The 17,750-nt window shown below is 47.9% G+C and carries 12 protein-coding genes; 8 read left to right on the top strand and 4 right to left on the bottom strand.

Translation table 11 applies throughout. The features are described 5' to 3' along the window. On the bottom strand, positions 1–930 hold the full coding sequence (locus EZ315_RS09345) for a C40 family peptidase (RefSeq protein ID WP_170957504.1): 930 nt from the start codon (positions 928–930) through the stop codon (positions 1–3). 197 nt (positions 931–1,127) lie between these two features. Between EZ315_RS09345 and EZ315_RS09350 the strand changes: the two genes are divergently transcribed. The 7 genes from EZ315_RS09350 to EZ315_RS09380 all read left to right on the top strand — a co-directional run bounded on the left by EZ315_RS09350 (position 1,128) and on the right by EZ315_RS09380 (position 11,450). Further along, positions 1,128–2,678, top strand: coding sequence for a Do family serine endopeptidase (locus EZ315_RS09350; protein WP_135471812.1), 1,551 nt, complete (start codon positions 1,128–1,130; stop codon positions 2,676–2,678). A gap of 196 nt (positions 2,679–2,874) precedes the next feature. Next, positions 2,875–4,074, top strand: coding sequence for a glycosyltransferase (locus EZ315_RS09355; RefSeq protein ID WP_135471813.1), 1,200 nt, complete (start codon positions 2,875–2,877; stop codon positions 4,072–4,074). An 18-nt stretch (positions 4,075–4,092) separates the two neighbouring features. Next, positions 4,093–4,446, top strand: coding sequence for a dihydroneopterin aldolase (gene folB / locus EZ315_RS09360; protein ID WP_135471814.1), 354 nt, complete (start codon positions 4,093–4,095; stop codon positions 4,444–4,446). Between the two features lie 47 nt (positions 4,447–4,493). Then, complete coding sequence (locus EZ315_RS09365; RefSeq protein WP_370463747.1) at positions 4,494–5,762, top strand: GTP-binding protein; 1,269 nt, start codon at positions 4,494–4,496, stop codon at positions 5,760–5,762. A gap of 28 nt (positions 5,763–5,790) precedes the next feature. Beyond that, positions 5,791–7,584, top strand: a complete 1,794-nt coding sequence (locus EZ315_RS09370) for an ABC-F family ATP-binding cassette domain-containing protein (protein WP_135471816.1) — start codon at positions 5,791–5,793, stop codon at positions 7,582–7,584. Between the two features lie 729 nt (positions 7,585–8,313). Further along, entirely contained in the window at positions 8,314–10,932 is a 2,619-nt protein-coding gene (gene mutS, locus EZ315_RS09375; RefSeq protein WP_135471817.1) for a DNA mismatch repair protein MutS, read from the top strand. Continuing rightward, complete coding sequence (locus EZ315_RS09380) at positions 10,929–11,450, top strand: methylated-DNA--[protein]-cysteine S-methyltransferase (protein ID WP_135471818.1); 522 nt, start codon at positions 10,929–10,931, stop codon at positions 11,448–11,450. Before mutS ends, EZ315_RS09380 begins: the two co-directional genes overlap by 4 nt. An 87-nt stretch (positions 11,451–11,537) precedes the next feature. Here the strand turns inward: EZ315_RS09380 and EZ315_RS09385 are convergent, their stop codons facing one another. From EZ315_RS09385 to EZ315_RS09395, 3 genes are all read right to left on the bottom strand, one after another. Further along, positions 11,538–14,330, bottom strand: a complete 2,793-nt coding sequence (locus EZ315_RS09385; protein ID WP_135471819.1) for a TonB-dependent receptor — start codon at positions 14,328–14,330, stop codon at positions 11,538–11,540. A gap of 138 nt (positions 14,331–14,468) precedes the next feature. After that, the gene (locus tag EZ315_RS09390; RefSeq protein ID WP_135471820.1) at positions 14,469–15,383 is read right to left on the bottom strand and encodes an MlaD family protein; all 915 of its coding nucleotides are present in this window, start codon (positions 15,381–15,383) and stop codon (positions 14,469–14,471) included. Between the two features lie 45 nt (positions 15,384–15,428). After that, complete coding sequence (locus EZ315_RS09395) at positions 15,429–16,559, bottom strand: N-acetylmuramoyl-L-alanine amidase family protein (RefSeq protein WP_135471821.1); 1,131 nt, start codon at positions 16,557–16,559, stop codon at positions 15,429–15,431. Between the two features lie 160 nt (positions 16,560–16,719). On the opposite strand from EZ315_RS09395, the gene EZ315_RS09400 reads away from it, so the two are divergent. Beyond that, a complete protein-coding gene (locus EZ315_RS09400) occupies positions 16,720–17,670 on the top strand; it encodes a gliding motility protein GldB-related protein (RefSeq protein WP_135471822.1) in 951 nt (316 codons plus the stop codon). Positions 17,671–17,750: the final 80 nt, after the last annotated feature.

A 17,750-nucleotide genomic window follows, 5' to 3' on the forward strand; every position in this document is an offset into this window, starting at 1 on the left:
TCAGAGTTCCTTTTCCTTAAGCGAGCTGAGGACCGATTTACGGGCCTCTTCGGCTGTAGGCTGTTCGGCTGGTTGAGTGGATATGGTTGCAACCTGTACGGTCTTCTGTTGTGTTGGTTCCGGTTGGGATTGTGGCGTTTTACGATCAGCGTTTTTTTGTGTTTCCGGTTTTTGTTCTGTTCCGGGCGCTGCGGTTGGTGTCTGTTGTTTGGGCTGGGGTAGCTCTTCTACCGGGGTGAGGGTGAATCCGGCAGGGGATTCGAGCTGAGATATATGTATCTCTGGAATATCTCGTGAAGATGGCTCCTCGTGTCGGATGTCGTTTTCTTTTTTATGTTTGTCGGGCTTGTTCTTATTATTTTTATTGTATGCGTCACCTATCATTGCGTGATATTTGTCCACCATTCCGGCTCCGACATAGGTTCGGGAGTAGTAGGATGAGTTTATGTCGCTTATTATCACACCTTGCGATGTGGATGCGTGGATCATCTGATTGCCACCGACGAATATGCCTACATGTGATACTTTCCTTTTGTTCTTTCCTGTCGCAAAGAAGATAAGGTCGCCTGGCACCATGCCTCCTTTTGACACTGATGAGCAGTAGTCGTGCTGTTCGCGTGAGTTGCGTGGAAGCTGTATCCCGAGGGCGTCCTTGTATACCTGAAGTACGAGCCCCGAACAGTCTATGCCTCTTCGGTCATTCCCTCCGTATCTATAAGGTGTGCCAAGCCAGCTGCGGGCTTTGTTGATGAGAGCAGCTGACTGAGGTGCCATATATGTGTCATTATCGTTATTGTCTTTGCTGATGCCCGACCCTTTGTCGGGGGTATAATTGTTTGCCGGGATGCGGGTGGTCCTTGATGATCCGCAGGCTGTCAAAATGGCAAGGACTGACACAACGAGTATATGTGATGCTATCCGTTTTAACATAATAATGCAAAGATACAGCATTATTTTTGGATTGTTATAAGTGTTGGCCGGATGATGTCGTAAATATTCCTTAAATTGGGGATGGAGCTATTAAAATTGTTTAAAGTCATGTCATGTGATGTAACTTTGCACGCGTTTTGCCGTCTTAAGGGTGTAAAGCAATTGAAATATTTACCAACCACTATCATAAGAATAATATGAAATTATCAGGCAAGATTATCCTCCTTGCGGCAGGTACCGCAATCCTGAGTTCGGCACTGACTGCCGGAGTAATGAAGGAGGCTTTCTCATCTCGTGACGATTTCTCTGTGGCTACTGCTGATGCCGGTGTTAACGGCAATCAGGGTGGATTCTATACAGTGGGTCTCTCTCCTGCTACAACAACTGATTTCACCCAGGCAGCAGAAAGCTCCATCAACGGAGTTGTCTCAATCAAAAGTTATATCACTCCCCGTCAGCGTTCGCAGGGATATGGAGGAGGTTTCTTTATAGATCCGTTCGAGTACTTCTTCGGATCACCGCGAGGGAACCGTCGACAGCAGCCTCAGCAACCACAGCAGGAGCCAGACCAGGATATGGAGCCCAGTGGACTCGGTTCAGGTGTCATTATAAGTGCCGACGGATACATCGTGACCAACAATCATGTGATCGATGAGGCCGAAAGATTACAGGTTACACTTAACGACAACCGTTCGTTTGACGCTACCGTCATCGGCTCGGACCCCACCACCGATATCGCTCTCATAAAGATCGATGCCGAGAATCTCCCTATAATCCCTATGGGGGACAGCGAGACCCTTAAAGTGGGTGAATGGGTGCTTGCAGTTGGCAATCCATTCGGCTTCACATCTACAGTCACAGCCGGCATTGTATCGGCAAAAGGGCGTAGCATCGGAGGGTCTACAGGCTCGAAACCTATGGGCATTGAATCGTATATACAGACAGATGCCGCAGTAAATCCCGGTAATTCAGGCGGTGCCTTGGTCAATCTCAATGGCGACCTTATCGGTATAAATACCGCTATCTATAGCCAGACCGGTAATTATGCAGGGTATTCTTTTGCAGTGCCGACATCTATTGTAAAGAAGGTCGTGAGCGATCTCCGTCAGTATGGTGCAGTGCAGCGTGCAATTCTTGGTATAGTCATTCAGAATCTGACTGGTGATCTTGCCAAGGACAAGGGTATCAAGTCGGTGACCAAGGGTGTGTATGTGCAGTCCTTCAGCGAAGGCCGTTCATCAGCCAGGGAAGGTGGCATAGAGGCAGGTGATGTGATCATCGCTATTAACGGTGTGCCCACCGACAATGTCGCTCAGCTTCAGGAACAGGTGGTGAAACATCGTCCCGGTGATAAGATAAATGTGGAACTTATACGCGACAATTCTAAAAAGACTGTCGTTGTGACACTCCTCAACCTGCAGGGTACCACAAATGTGACCAAAGCTAACGACTTCACCGATCTCGGCTGTGCATTCAAGAAGGTGGATGCTTCAACCCTCAAGCAGCTCGGCATCTCGGGCGGCGTGCAGGTGGTTGACCTGAAAGCAGGTATCGTGCGCGAGGCAGGTGTCCGTCAGGGCTTCATCATCACCTCCATCAATGAAATGCGTGTGGCTTCGCCGGCTGATGTCGAGAAGATATATCACGCACTGATGAAGGCTGAAGTAAACGACCGCATCATGATACTGCGCGGTGTATATCCTACCGGCAAGCGAGGACTCTATGCTCTCGATCTCGTTGGTGAATAATAAATATGGCTATATACCTACTTTAATAAATGATTGATTGATAATGTGATAAATTAAAGAAAAGGTTAAATAATAGATTACAAAGAGTGCAGGGCTGGTCGTGATGACCGGCCCTGCATTGTTATTGTCAGAAAAATTCGCGGTTCATTGAAGAATTCTTTGTAAATTTGCATTTGATTTTATCCATTGTTTCCAGATGTTTGAAATATACCTTACACCTATTATAATTACACTGCTATCGGTGCTGGTCATATCGGCATTGTATCTGCTATTCGGATTCCGTCATTATGTGTCGTCAGTGAGTCGTCAGGTTGCCGCTGACAATGAGCGCAGCCTGAATTATGCTGACAGTGGCAGCACTACTGATGCCGCCGGTTATCCGCCTGTTTCAGTAATTGTGTATTCCGAGGATGATGCTTCCAATCTTGAGATACTGCTTCCTCAGATACTTGAACAGGATTATCCCGCGCCGTTCGAGGTGATTGTGGTTAACGATGGTGCCATCAGTTCCACTAAGGATGTGATAGCCAGACTGGAGCAGAGATATTATAACCTGTATATGACTTTTACTCCTCAGGAGTCACGTTCGTTGTCGCGCAAGAAGCTTGCTGTCACCCTCGGCATCAAGGCTGCGAAATATAATGTGCTGGTCCATACTACAGGGAATTGTCAGATTCCATCCGGACAGTGGCTTAAGCGTATGGCAAGCCATTTCAGTCCGTCGACCGATATAGTGCTTGGATACGCGATTCCGGCTGTGAGCGACGGTGTCGATGAGCCTTGGAAGCGTCTTCATTCATTTGACCGTGTGAGGAGTGATGTCGAATGGCTTTCGTGGGCGATAGCAGGAAGGCCTTACCGTGGCGACGGGTGTAATATTGCCTATCGTCGCGAGATGTTTTTCCGAAACAAAGGCTTCTCCAGGTCGCTTGACCTCAAGTATGGTGATGACGATGTGTTCGTGAGTGAGGTAGCTCGCAAAGGAAACACGGCGGTGGAGCTGTCGGATGATTCGATGCTCCTGGTTGTGCAGAATTCCCCTCAGTCAATTCACCGGACAGAGAAGATACGTCGCGACTATACCGCATCACGTCTGTGTGGCCATGCGCGTATGTTTTTCAGTACCTGTTCCTGGGCATGGTGGGCGCTTTTGGGCTCTGCCGTTGCCTTGGGAGTTGTAGGGCTTCCATCATTTGTGCCTATGATAGTGGCTGGAGTCATAATGCTTTCGGTATGGATTGTGCTTATGGCTGCTTGGCGCAAGGTGTCGCGTTCGCTCGGTTCCCGCTCTATAATGCTCACATTCCCATGGTTTATGACATATCATCCTGTGTATACACTGTATTATTGGATGAGGGGCAGGTTCAGGCGAGGTTCTAATCTCACGTGGGGTTGATTCTTAAAAGCATAAGTGATGAAAGGGACCATAGAGGTTAACGGTCTGCGACTTTTTGCACGCCACGGTGTGTACGAAGAGGAGCGTGTGAACGGCAATACGTTTGAACTGTCAGTCCATCTCGTGTATCCTATAGAGAAAGGGATGATGAATGATGACCTTGATGGTACGCTCAATTATGCTGAGGTCGTTGAGGTGGCGCGCGAAGTGATGGCCTATCCGTCACAGTTGCTTGAGCATGTGGTGTGGCGTCTTCACAGTGCCTTGACTGATCGTTTCCCGGATATAGAGGGTGGCATGATAAGACTCACCAAGCTCAATCCGCCTATCCCTGCGGAGATGGACGGTGTGGCGGTGAGGATTGAATGGTGATCATATAATAAATCCTGAATACATACGGATTTGATAATATATTGAATGTGATGAAAAAGACAACTTCCATACTGCTTCTCACCGGATATCTCGGTAGCGGTAAGACTACACTTGTTAATCATATACTTTCAAATGAGCGCGGCATAAAGTTTGCTGTGATAGTCAATGATATAGGAGAGGTAAACATTGATGCCAGCCTCATAGAGAGAGGCGGAGTGGTTGACAGCAAGGATGACAGCCTTGTGGCTCTTTCGAACGGTTGCATATGCTGTACTCTCAAAATGGATCTCATCAAGCAGATAGAGGATATTATGGCTATGAACCGTTTCGATTACATTGTAATCGAGGCGAGCGGTATATGCGAACCCGCACCTATAGCCCAGACTATCTGCTCTATATCCCAGCTCGGAGCCCAGGCCACTGTGTTCGGTACTCCTAAGCTCGATTGTATAGTGACTGTTGTGGATGCCTTGAGGCTTAAAGATGAGTTTGGTTGCGGTGACTCCTTGAAAAAGGATAATCTTGAAGAGGAGGATATAGAGAATCTTATAATTCAGCAGATAGAGTTCTGTAACATCATCCTGCTCAACAAGGTGTCGGAAGTCACAGCCGAGGAACTGTCTCATATCCGAGCTATTGTGCGGGCTCTGCAGCCAACGGCTGAGATCATAGAATGTGATTATGCTGATGTGGATATTGCACGTATCATCAACACTGGTATGTTCAGTTTCGATGATGTGGCTACTTCTGCTGCCTGGGTGCAGCATATCGAACGTGACAACCATGAGATAGAAGAGGAGGAGCGAGAGCATAGCCATCACCACCATAATCACCACCATCATGATCATGATGAACACGGAAATCATAGCCATGAACACGACGGACATCCTGAGGGGTGTTCATGCGGTCATTGCCACCACCACCATCATGGAGAGGGTGAGGCTGAGGAGTATGGCATAGGGACATTCGTATATTATCGTCGTCCGGCCCTGGACCTTAACCGGTTTGATCATTTTGTGGCTGCACAATGGCCCAGGGAGGTGATACGTTGTAAGGGGGTATGCTATTTCTCATGCAATACCGATATGTCGTATCTCTTTGAATCGGCAGGAAAGCAGAAATCACTGAAAGAGGCAGGCCTATGGTTTGCGACAGCTCCCGAGGAAGAGTTCAGGGAACTGGTAGTCCAGGACCCCAATATACTAAAGGACTGGGATGAGGAGTACGGTGACCGTATGGTAAAACTCGTGTTCATAGGCCGCAATATGGACCGTGAGGCTATAATCAAGGCTCTGGATGCCTGTCTGGATAAATAATCATTAAAATTCCTATCAAAACAATTCAATGAAACCTTATCTGCAAGTCGAAGATCTGACCAAGAGCTATGGTGACCGTATGCTCTTCGATTCTATCACCTTTGGTGTGAACGAAGGGGATAAGATAGGAGTGATTGCCAAGAACGGTACCGGGAAGTCGACACTTCTGCGCCTTTTGTCGGGTCATGAGTCTCCTGACAGCGGGGCAATCACATTTCGCAACGACTTGCGTGTAGGTTTCCTTGACCAGTCTCCTATATTTGAGCCAGGAACCACTCTGATGAGCAATCTCCTGCCTGCCATTCATGAGAATGATCATGAGGAGTGGAACCGTGAGGACCGCGTGAGGCAGATGTTATCGCAGCTTGGCATTGATGATGCCGAATTGATTGTCGATCATCTGTCGGGAGGTCAGATTAAGCGTGCTGCCCTTGCCCGGGTGCTTCTCGGTGCTCCTGATCTTCTCATTCTCGATGAGCCGACCAACCATCTTGACATCTCGACTGTGGAATGGCTTGAGAACTATCTCTCACGTCAGAGGATCACACTTCTTATGGTCACCCACGACCGTTATTTTCTTGATCGGGTGTGCAATAAGATCATAGAGATCGACATGAAGCAGATATTCACCTATGATGGCAACTTTGATTATTATCTGCGTCGCCGTGAGGAACGCCTGGAGGCACTCACCGGCGAGCTTGCCAAGGTGAAAAACACTCTGCGCAGAGAGCAGGAATGGATGAGGCGTCAGCCTCAGGCCCGGGCAGGCAAGGCTCGTTTCCGCATCAATGCATTCTATGACCTCAAGGAGCGTGCCTCGGTGCGCTACGATGAGCGTAACATCGATCCGTCCGAGGTGAAGTCATCCTATATAGGATCAAAGATATTTGAGGCAAAGGGTGTGTCGAAACGTTTTGGCGAAAAAGTGATACTCGATGATTTCACTTACACTTTTGCCCGTTATGAGAAGGTAGGTATCGTAGGTGAGAACGGAGTGGGTAAATCCACATTCATCAAGATGCTCCAGGGCATTGTAAGTCAGGATGCCGGAGAGTGGAACGTGGGTGAGACTGTGCGCTTCGGATATTATTCGCAGGATGGGTTGAATCTTCCGGCGGGGAAGCGTGTGATAGATGCGATAACCGATATCACAGAGGATGTCGTGGTCAATGGCACGTCACATTATACCCCTATGCAGTTTCTCAACAGGTTCCTGTTTTCTCCCGCTGACCAGCAGAAATATATTTCCACTCTCAGCGGAGGGGAGATGCGTAGGCTCAATCTTGCGGCAGTGCTTATCACTCAGCCCAATTTCCTCATACTTGATGAGCCGACCAATGACCTTGACATAATGACTCTCGGGATACTTGAGGAGTATCTGCGTAATTTCAAGGGGTGTGTGATAGTCATATCCCATGACAGGTTCTTCCTTGATTCTATTGTAGACCATCTCTTTGTAATGGAAGGGAACGGTGTGATAAAGGATTTCCCCGGCAACTATACCGATTATCGGAATTATCTGAAAGAACTTAAGGCAGCACAGGCTCAGGAGACAGCAAAGTCGCAACAGTCCGCTGCGCCTTCGTCAAACCGTGAAGCCAAGCAGCGTCCGCGCCGGATGTCATTCAAGGAACGTAAGGAGTATGAGGCTCTTACTGCCGAGATAGATGCTCTCACTCAGGAGAAGAATGATCTTGAAGCCATGTTCAATTCCGGTGAGAATATACCTGATATAGCCGAAAAGGCTGCTCGTTACAGTTCTGTCAAGGATATTCTTGACGAAAAGGAACTGCGTTGGCTCGAACTTTCGGAGCTTGAGTGACAGCTGGTTAAAGGTAGGTTCGACGGACTTGTTTGAGGTTCTGACTCAGATAACCCCAAATGATATGATGCAAAGCGCATAAGCATATCCGAGACAATGACACTTTTGTTGTTCTCTGTAGGTGCCATGTCAAAACGGTTGAATCCGTTATGATCGGATTTACTATACATGAGTAATCCGTCGGAGTCGAAATAGGCTTCCATGACAAGTGGGATATCAGGGTGGATTTCCACTAATCCTATTGAGAGCCGCCTGTCAGTGTCAACGTAAATTCCTATCAGGGATGTTTGTGTCTCCAATGGAACCTGGCACGTAAAAGTGTTATTATCTTTTTTAGTGAAATGGATGATGTCTTCTTCAAATGGATCATTGAAGATTGACGAAGTTATGGCTGTGACATCTATACTGTCTGTAGCAATGGATTTATCGAAACTTATTGAGATTGTTCCTGTGCTGTAATGCAGGCAGTTGTCCATGGCTGACGTATATTGCATTTTACCAAAGAGGCAGAAACATATGGCGACGAGTGTAAGCCTTGTGTGATTGTAGAGATTTAAGGGCATAATGTTCTTTTGGTATGGAGAGTAATATCAGGAGCAAAGATAGCAGTTATGATTTAATATTACACTATGGTTATTCCTGTTCAAGTGTAGGAAAAATAAAATTCAGGTGAATTTTGTACTGCCTCATCGGAATTTTGTACCTTTGTAATAAAAAATCCGGAAAATTATGGCGAAGTCAATCGTGGAAACTCCTCTTATGAAACAGTATATTGCGATGAAGGGCAAGCATCCTGACGCGATATTGCTATTTAGGGTGGGGGACTTTTACGAGACTTTTTCAGAGGATGCGATAACTTCTTCTGAGATTCTTGGCATCACTCTTACCAAGAGGGCTAACGGTTCGGCTCAGTATGTTGAGCTTGCCGGATTTCCTTATCATGCTCTCGACACGTATCTTCCGAAGCTCGTCCGGGCCGGCAAGCGTGTAGCCATATGCGAACAGCTCGAAGATCCAAAGGCAACCAAGAAACTTGTAAAGCGCGGTATCACAGAGCTTGTGACTCCGGGTGTTGCCATAAATGACAATGTGCTTGACCATCGCGAGAATAATTTTCTTGCGGCAATTCACTTTGGCAAGCAAAAGACCGGGGTGGCTTTTCTTGATATATCTACCGGAGAGTTTCTTACAGCAGAGGGCTCGGTTGATTATATCGAGAAACTTATGAACGGTTTTGCTCCGAAGGAGGTGCTTGTCGAAAGAGGCAAAAAACGTATGGTCGAGGAGTCGTTTGCAGAGCATTATTATACATTTGAGCTTGATGACTGGGTTTTTACCGATTCATCGGCGATGGATAGGCTGCTAAAGCAGTTTGAGACATCATCGCTCAAAGGATTCGGTGTGGATAAGATGCCGGCAGCTATAATCGCTTCCGGCGCGGTTCTGTATTACCTTGATATAACCCAGCATACCCATACCCAGCATATCACATCCTTGTCGCGTATCGAGGAGGAAATGGCTGTTAGGCTTGACCGCTTCACGGTGCGTAATCTCGAATTGGTGCGCGCTATGAGCGAGGACGGAAAGAGCCTGCTTGATGTAATTGACCGTACTGTCAGCCCTATGGGTGCCCGTCTGCTTCACCGCTGGCTTCTATTTCCATTGAAGGACCACAAAGAGATAAACAAGCGTCTTGACATTGTGGAGCATTTCTTCAGGGCATCGGACGATCGCGACTCTCTGCGCGAGGCTCTTGAACAGATAGGGGATATGGAGCGTCTGATAGGCAAGGTGTCGGCTCTTAGGGTAAGCCCTCGCGAGATGGTGCAGTTGAGAAATGCATTGAGGGTCATTCCTGAGATAAAGAGGGTGTGTGCTTCGGCTGATCTTCCTGTTCTTAACTCCATAGGGGAACAATTGAATCCTTGCAGCACTATTGTCGATAAAATAAGCAGGGAGATAGTCGATGATGCGCCTGCCGCACTCAATCGCGGCGAGGTGATCAGGGCAGGCGTGGATGCTGAGCTTGACGAGCTGCGCGAGATTGCTTACAGAGGGAAGGATTATCTGTCGTCGCTCCAGCAGCGGGAGAGCCAGCGCACCGGAATCCCATCGCTAAAGGTGGGATATAACAATGTGTTCGGATACTATATAGAGGTGACCAACACTCATCGTGACAAGGTGCCTCAGGAATGGATACGCAAGCAGACACTTGTCAATGCCGAGCGTTACATCACTCAGGAGCTAAAGGATTATGAAGAGAAGATACTTGGAGCTCAGGACAGGATTGCTGTCATCGAGCAGCGTATATACACCGACCTTGTGACGCAGCTTTCGGATTATATTCCGGCGATTCTTCTTGATGCCCAGCTCATAGCCCAGCTCGATGTGTTGGGGTCGTTTACACGCGTGGCGATTGAGAACAGGTATAACCGTCCGGTGGTGGATGATTCTTTGGAGATTTCTATAGTGGAAGGCCGCCATCCTGTGATAGAGAGAGAATTGCCTCCCGGAGAACCGTATATATCCAATACCGTGAACCTGTCCAATTCCGGGACACAGGTGATGATGATAACCGGGCCCAACATGTCGGGTAAGTCGGCTCTTCTGCGACAGACTGCCCTCAATGTGCTGCTTGCGCAGATTGGCTCGTTTGTGGCAGCCGAGAGCGCGCATATAGGTGTGGTAGATAAGATTTTTACCCGAGTGGGGGCTTCCGACAATATCTCGCTTGGCGAATCGACATTCATGGTGGAGATGAATGAGGCTGCGTCCATACTCAACAATATGAGCGAACGCTCACTGATTCTCTTTGACGAACTTGGGCGCGGCACCTCTACATATGATGGTATCTCCATAGCCTGGGCTATTGTGGAGTACATACATGAACATGGCAAGATGCATCCCAAGACTCTATTTGCCACACATTACCATGAGCTCAACGAGATGGAGAAAACGTTCTCGCGTGTGGTGAATTATAATGTGTCGGTGCGAGAGATCGATGGCAAGGTGGTGTTCCTCCGAAAACTCTCACGTGGCGGCAGCGAGCATAGCTTCGGCATACATGTCGCCAAGCTTGCCGGTATGCCTCAGGTGATAGTCAAGAGGGCCGATGAGGTGCTCAGGCATCTTGAATCGGTGAATCGTGAAAGTGATAAGGCTACTGCTGAAAGGTTGGCTTCTCCGTCAAATGTTCATGAGGGCATGCAGCTGTCGTTCTTCCAGCTTGATGATCCTGTGCTTGCCCAGCTTCGTGATCAGATTCTTGGTCTTGATATCAATAATCTGACTCCGATGGCGGCACTGAATAAGCTCCATGATATAAGGACTATCCTCACAGGTAAATGATTGTTGGGAAGTCAGTCATATTGCAGCGGTACCGTTCGCCGTGCGGAGAGATGATGCTCGGAGCGATTGGCGACAGTATATGCCTATGCGGTTGGATAGGGCGCAGCGGATATGAAAGGGACCTGGCGAGAGTTACGAAGCACTTTGGAGCCTGTGTCGTGCATGGGACATGTCCGGTTATCGATATAGCGGCAGAGCAGCTTGATGAGTATTTTGCAGGCGAGCGAAAAGTGTTTGACCTTCCGCTTGTATTTTCCGGGACCGAATTTCAGAACATGGTATGGAACGGACTGCTGCGTATACCTTATGGTGTTACAATATCGTATGGTGAAGAGGCTTCTCGTCTCGGTTGTCCTAAGTCGGTTAGGGCAGTGGCTTCTGCAAACGGTGCGAATCCTATAGGTGTAATTGTGCCGTGCCATCGTGTGATAGGTGCTGATGGTTCCCTGACAGGCTACAGTGCGGGCACTGATATAAAAGCATTCTTGTTGAGATTGGAAGGTATAGACCTTTTTTAGATTGCAGGAAAATCATAAATGCCACGGAACATTGACGCTCCGTGGCATTTATGATTTTATTTACGATCTGTTTTGTGACTGACGGATTTAGAATCTGCGACCGCCGGGGCGACCACCTCCCCATCCGCCGTGACGTCCGCCACGGAATTCATCGCTCCCTTTGGGTTCATTCCCCTTTCCGAATGTGTTGAAACGGTAGGAGACTGAGAACATGAAATAGCGGGTAAGCACATTGCTTTCGGAGTCATCGATGTAATTGGCATTGATGCTGCGACGTACGCTGTTTACCTGGTTGAGCAGGTCATAGACACGTACCGATACTGTGAGCGCTTTGTCCTTGAGGAACTGCTGTGACAGTGAGGCGTTCCACATTATTGACCTCTGGTCATATCCGGCAGAATAGCCTTTGGTGTCGGAGTAGTTCACATCGCTTTGGACTGTGAGTCCCCACGGAGTGTAGTAAGTGGCGTCGAAACGGCCTCCGTAACGGTGGATTGTGCGGTTGGACTGCTTCTGAACGGTGTTGTGGGAGAACTGTACGCTATATTGCGGACGCAGTTCAAATTCGAAATTATCGGGGCGGAACGCAATTCCGGGGCTTTCGAAGATGTTGAAGTCAAGGGCGCGGTTTCTCACTCCGTTGTTGTAACCGATGTTCTGTGAAGCGTTTCCGAAAATATGGTTTGAGATGGTCCATTTTTTGTTTTTTAGAGGCATTGACATCATATTCATGAGTCGGGAGCTCCATACGCCGTTGACGTTTTTGTAGGTGGTCTCTCGTCCTGATGTCTCAGGATTGAACGTTGTCATTGATATGATGGAGTTCTGTGTGTAGCTGAAGTCTCCGTTGATCATTATCGAACGCTGGGAGTCCATGTTGAAGTCCTGGAATCGAATATTGATGTTGTGGGCGAATGACGGATCAAGGTTGGGATTACCTATCTTGATGTTCATAGGATCGGAGATGTCAGGTACGGGCTGCATCTGGCTCATAGAAGGCTGTGACGAGCGTCCGCGGTAATTAGCCTGGAGCGAGCGACGCTTGTTGAACTTGTAGCGCATACGCAGGAAGGGGGCGTAGTTCCATACCCAACGGTCCATATTGTTTTCGGACTTTATGTAGTCGATCGATTTGGTCATCTGAGGTACGAGTGCGAGTCCTACCTCATAATTTAGGTCTTTGCCTACTTTCTTGTAGCTTACTCGGATGTCCTGATTGAAATAGTTGTTACGGAACTGGTTGGAATAGTCAGGATTAGGTTCCACACCTACAGGGGGAAGAATGTCAAGGTCATAGTCGTTGGGTATATCGTAGGTAAGACGGTCGGCGTTGTTCCAACGATAGTTCATACGATAGCTGAAAGCAAGAGAGTGACCTTTTGCCGGATTGCCGAGAGGTTCGGTCCAGGTGGCTTGTGCCATGATCTGGTTGCTCCAGGTGTGATTGTCGGCATATTGGTCGAGCACATCGTCTGTTTCAAGCAGATGGTACATTATCTCTGATAGGGAGTTTTCATATTCACGAACATTCGAGAGCTGATAGCGAGAGCTGATAGAGAATGAGCGTCCGCGATGGTTCTTGAAGTTGTGGGAGTATATGAGTCGTCCGGCCAGTTCGTAGGATGTCCCTCGGTTGTGAGTGAGGTTATAGTCGGTGCTGACTTTCTCCATCAGTCCGCTGATGTTGACAGTAGAGTCGTTGGTGAATCCCCAGTGATGGTTGATGGAGAAGTTGGGGCGGAATTCGAGGGTGTTGAACGAGTCTGGCTTCCATAGTAGTCGCAGGGAGCCGTTGACGTTGTTGGAACGGTCGCGTGACAGGTTGCGTATATGTGAATATGCTGTCGAGTCAGTGAATATGTACTGACGGTCCTGTCGTGAACGAGAGCTGACATCTGTATTGGAGTACATTATGTCACCTCCTATGCGGAACACCTCTTCCTTGCCTATATTGAAGTTTATGCCTACGTTGCGTGAGGTGGTTATGCCTCCGCGTCCGAACATGCCTCCGCGGAAACGTCCGCCGTTGCCATCGGTGAAACCGGTGCGGTTGATGTTGTTGAGATTTCCGAGAAATGTTATCTGGTTGCCGTTCCAGAAGCGGTTGATATTGAACGATGCCGAATATCGGTCGTCGGTTCCGTAGCCAGCTTCGGCATTTCCGAACCAACCGTTGTCCATACCTTTTCTTACAGTGAGGTTTATCACGGTCTCGTCCTCGCCGTCGTCAACCCCTGTGAGTCGTGCCATGTCGCTTTTGCGGTCGACTACCTGAAGCTTGTCAATCATGTTGGCAGGTAGATTCTTGGATGCTACCTGAGGGTCGTCGCTGAAGAATTCTTTGCCGTTCACAAGAATCTTGCTAATGGATTTGCCATGGGCGGTAATCTTTCCGTCGCTGTCGACTTCCACACCCGGGAGACGTTTGAGCAGGTCCTCGACCACAGCATTGGGCTGGGTGTGGTAGGAGTCTGCATTATATTCCACTGTGTCCTCCATCACCTTGATCGGCGTCTTTGTGGCTACTACACTTACTTCCCCTAACAGATGTGATGCCTCTTTCATGTTGATGACACCGAGGCGAACGTTGGAGTTTTCAACTGTCACATTCTGGTGGTGTTCGCTGTAGCCTATGTAGGAGACGGATAGGATATATTTGCCTCGTTTGACACCTTCGAGTTTGAAGGTGCCTTCGAGTGAGGTTGTTACTCCTTTTACGAATGCGCTATCCTTGGCAGCAAGGAGTCGCACTGTAGCCTCCATAAGAGGATCGAGTGTGGCTGCATCCTTCACCGTCCCGGTGATTTTGGCAGCCATAGCTGATGTGGAGAATAAGAAGATTAGTGAAATCGCTGTGAGTGCGCGGTGAAGACGTGTCATAACTGGGTGATACGTGGGGTCAAGTTGTGTTAACGTAATGATAAATAAATTTCCTTGTACGTTTATTTTGACTCCGGTATCATTATAAAGTTTAATCCAATATTGACACTTTTTGTGTTAAAATACGCAAAATGTCTTTTAGAATATCTTTATGCTCGGGATATATCGTTTGGGCTGTTTCTTAAGGTCGATAAGAATGCTGTCGACATGTGCCGCCGAGTTGTTGAGATTGTGATATAACCCCGGGTCGTTGAGCAGAAGACCGAGTGAGGAGTTAGTTGAATTGAGTTTTGAGGTAGCCTCATCAAGATTGGCTGTGATGCTGTTGATGTTGCGTAGAGTCGAGTCAAGCGGCATGCGTTTCAGATCATCCGAAAGAACTGCGAGCGCGCTTGATACTTGCGAGATGTTTGCGGAAATATCGCTTACGTTCGCCATAGTGGAATTGGCGTTTTTCAGGAGAGCAGGCACAGTACGGTTGAGCTGTGTAGTGGTTGCTTCAAGGTTTGCCATTATTGCATCGAGACGTCTCACAGAGTTCACGAGAGCCGGATCGGCAGCGACAGCAGTCAGTGCCACTACAAGAGAGTCGATGTGTGGAGCGATCTGAATTATTGATGGCATGAGTTCGGTGGATACTTTATCCATAAGTCCGGACCCTACTACGCCTGATATTTTTGAGCCTACTTCTAGTAGGTTGGGGGAGGTGCCCATCCTGAGTTCGATGGTTGATGTCCCGAGCATGTCTGTCACAATTACTGCGCTTGTCCCTTCGGGGAGCAGTAGCTGGCGGTCGAGACTTATTTCGACCTTTACGTGTCCAGGGTTGTCATATTCATATGCTATGTCACGCACCAGACCTACTTTATAGCCGTTAAGTGTTACCGGGGCGGATTGTGCAAGTCCTGCAACATTGGTGTATGAGGCATAATAATAATTTGCAGCCTTGAATATGTTGACCCCTTTGAGGTAGTTTATGCCAAACACGAGTGCGAGCAGGGCGATGAGCACTGAGGCTCCTATTATGATTTCACGAGAGAATAGCTTATTCATAATTGTTATATTGTAGCGTTATTTTATTTTGGATTATGACTTTTATTATTTGATGCGTTTGCCGTTACATGTTTTGATGACAAATGCATCAGGGAATTTCTTTTTTACTGTTTTAAGTTGGGCGTTTGCTTCCGACATGGACTGATATGAACCGTAGGTGTATTTTACGGTACCTCTGTCGTTGTAGTGTTCTACCGGTTTAAGCCCTTTAAGACGTTTGTCGCCTGACCGGAGGACACGGGGTGATGTGAGGAATTGTATTTTATATATAATTTTCCCATCAGTGTCTTTGGTTTTGGTGTCAGGCGTATCGAGGATCTGTTCTTCCAGGCTGTCAGTTATTTCGGGTTTCTCTTCGGCAGTTCTTTTTTTCTCATTTCGAGGGGTGTCTGAAGAGGGGTGTGAGGAATAGCTATGATAACGTTTTACGCCGTTGCATATGGCTTTAGCGAGTTTGGTGCTTCCGTTTTCCGATGCCATGAATGATTCCATGGCAGGATTGCATATGAAGTCGAGTTCGACAAGGATGGATGGCATGCTTGTGCGCACAAGTACCCAAAAAGGGGCTTGCCGCACGCCGTTGTTTTTTCGTCCGGCAGTCCTGACAAGCTGGTTCTGCACGGCTTCGGCAAGGGCGATGCTCTGGTCCATATTTTTGTGCTGCATCATCTCGAAGGCTATGTAGCTTTCAGTGGATGACGGATCAAAGCCTTCATAGGTGGTTGAATAGTCGGACTCAAGCTTCATAACTTCGTTCTCTCGCATGGCGACGCTAAGATTGGTGTCGCTGCGGTCAAGACCGAGGGTATAGACTGCGGCACCGTTGATGCGTCGATGTGCAGGTGATTTCGAGGAAATGGAGTTAGCGTGGATGGATATGAATATGTCGGCATGCTTGCGGTTGGCAAAGTCGGCTCTTTTCTGGAGCGGTATGAACCGGTCGCTGTCGCGGGTCATAAGCACTTTGACATCGTCCATGTCTCTTTCAAGCATTCGCTTGAGTTTAAGTGCCACATTGAGGTTGATGCTCTTTTCATTTGTGCGCATTCCCAATGCTCCGGCATCTTTGCCTCCGTGTCCGGGGTCTATGACTATTACAAAGTCTTTAGCCTCTGCTATCGGAGCGATGCTGAGCAGGAGGAGTATGTATACTATTGTATTTAAAATGCGATGCATTATGGATTGAGACTGATATTCAATTTGCAAAATTAGCAAAAGAAAACCAAAACGAAGCCTGTAACACTAATTTTTTGGCATATCTGCGAAATTTTGTCTACTTTTGGAGAAGCAAATGATGATGGTTCATCACATGAAAACTGTTTAATGCTAATGATGTATGAATAATATATACAGCAAATTGCTTTTCACGCTGGTTGTGTGGATGGCGGTGCTCTCGTGCGGCAGGCATGGAGAGGAAGTTGATATTCACCGTCTTGACCTGGAGATTTCTCATGGTGTTGTGCCGGAGGATTCGGTTATGTATAAGGCAGCTGAAAAGCTGTTTGAGATATGTGGCTATGGCCCGGTGTATTTCCTGAGTGTGTGTGATTATGCCGACAAGTCTTCAATAAGGGAGCATCGCGATGCTGTAGAGAGGGAATTTGCCGATATGAGCCGTGAGCGTAAGTCGCTCGGGGAGCTTTTCGGCAGGATGCGCCGTGACCTGCCTGGAGCGGAAATACCACGCGTGTTCACGGTTATATCTCCTTATACACAGTCGGTTTTCGTTGCCGATTCAGCAGTTTATTTAGGTCTTAACCACTATCTTGGCACGGCGTATCCTCCGTATGAGCCTTTCCCGGAATATGTGAGGAGGCTTAAGGTGCGTGATCGCATCCCTGTTGATATTGCAGAGGCTATAATCAGGACATCCTATCCGTTCAAGTCCGGTGGAGATTATCCTCAGGTTTTGGCAAGGATGGCTTATGAGGGTGCGGTTGCCGAGGCTGTGATGCGGATGGCGGATGTTGATGAGCAGGAATCTCTCGGATACAATGACGAGGATTATTCGTGGCTAAATGACAATGAGCATGAGATATGGGATGCAATCGTGAGCCGACAGATGCTTTTCAATACGGACAGAGACATGATCCGTTCACTCGTTGGAGTAGGTCCGAGCACCAACGTAATAAGTGCCTCATCGCCGGGAAGAGCCGGCAGGTATGCAGGGCATCGTTTAGTAGTGTCTTATCTTAAGGCAAATCCGTCGGTGTCTCTTGAATCGCTTCTTTCCCCCGGCTTCTATGAAAATCCCTCCTTGCTTTCCTCGGCAAAGTATAATCCATAGCCTTTAAGCATGATTGAATCTACTGTGATGTCAGTGATACAAAGGTAGATACTGGGACTCCTGTTTAAGAATGTCAATAA

It is taken from the genome of Duncaniella freteri, assembly GCF_004766125.1.
GTDB classification, from domain to species: domain Bacteria; phylum Bacteroidota; class Bacteroidia; order Bacteroidales; family Muribaculaceae; genus Duncaniella; species Duncaniella freteri.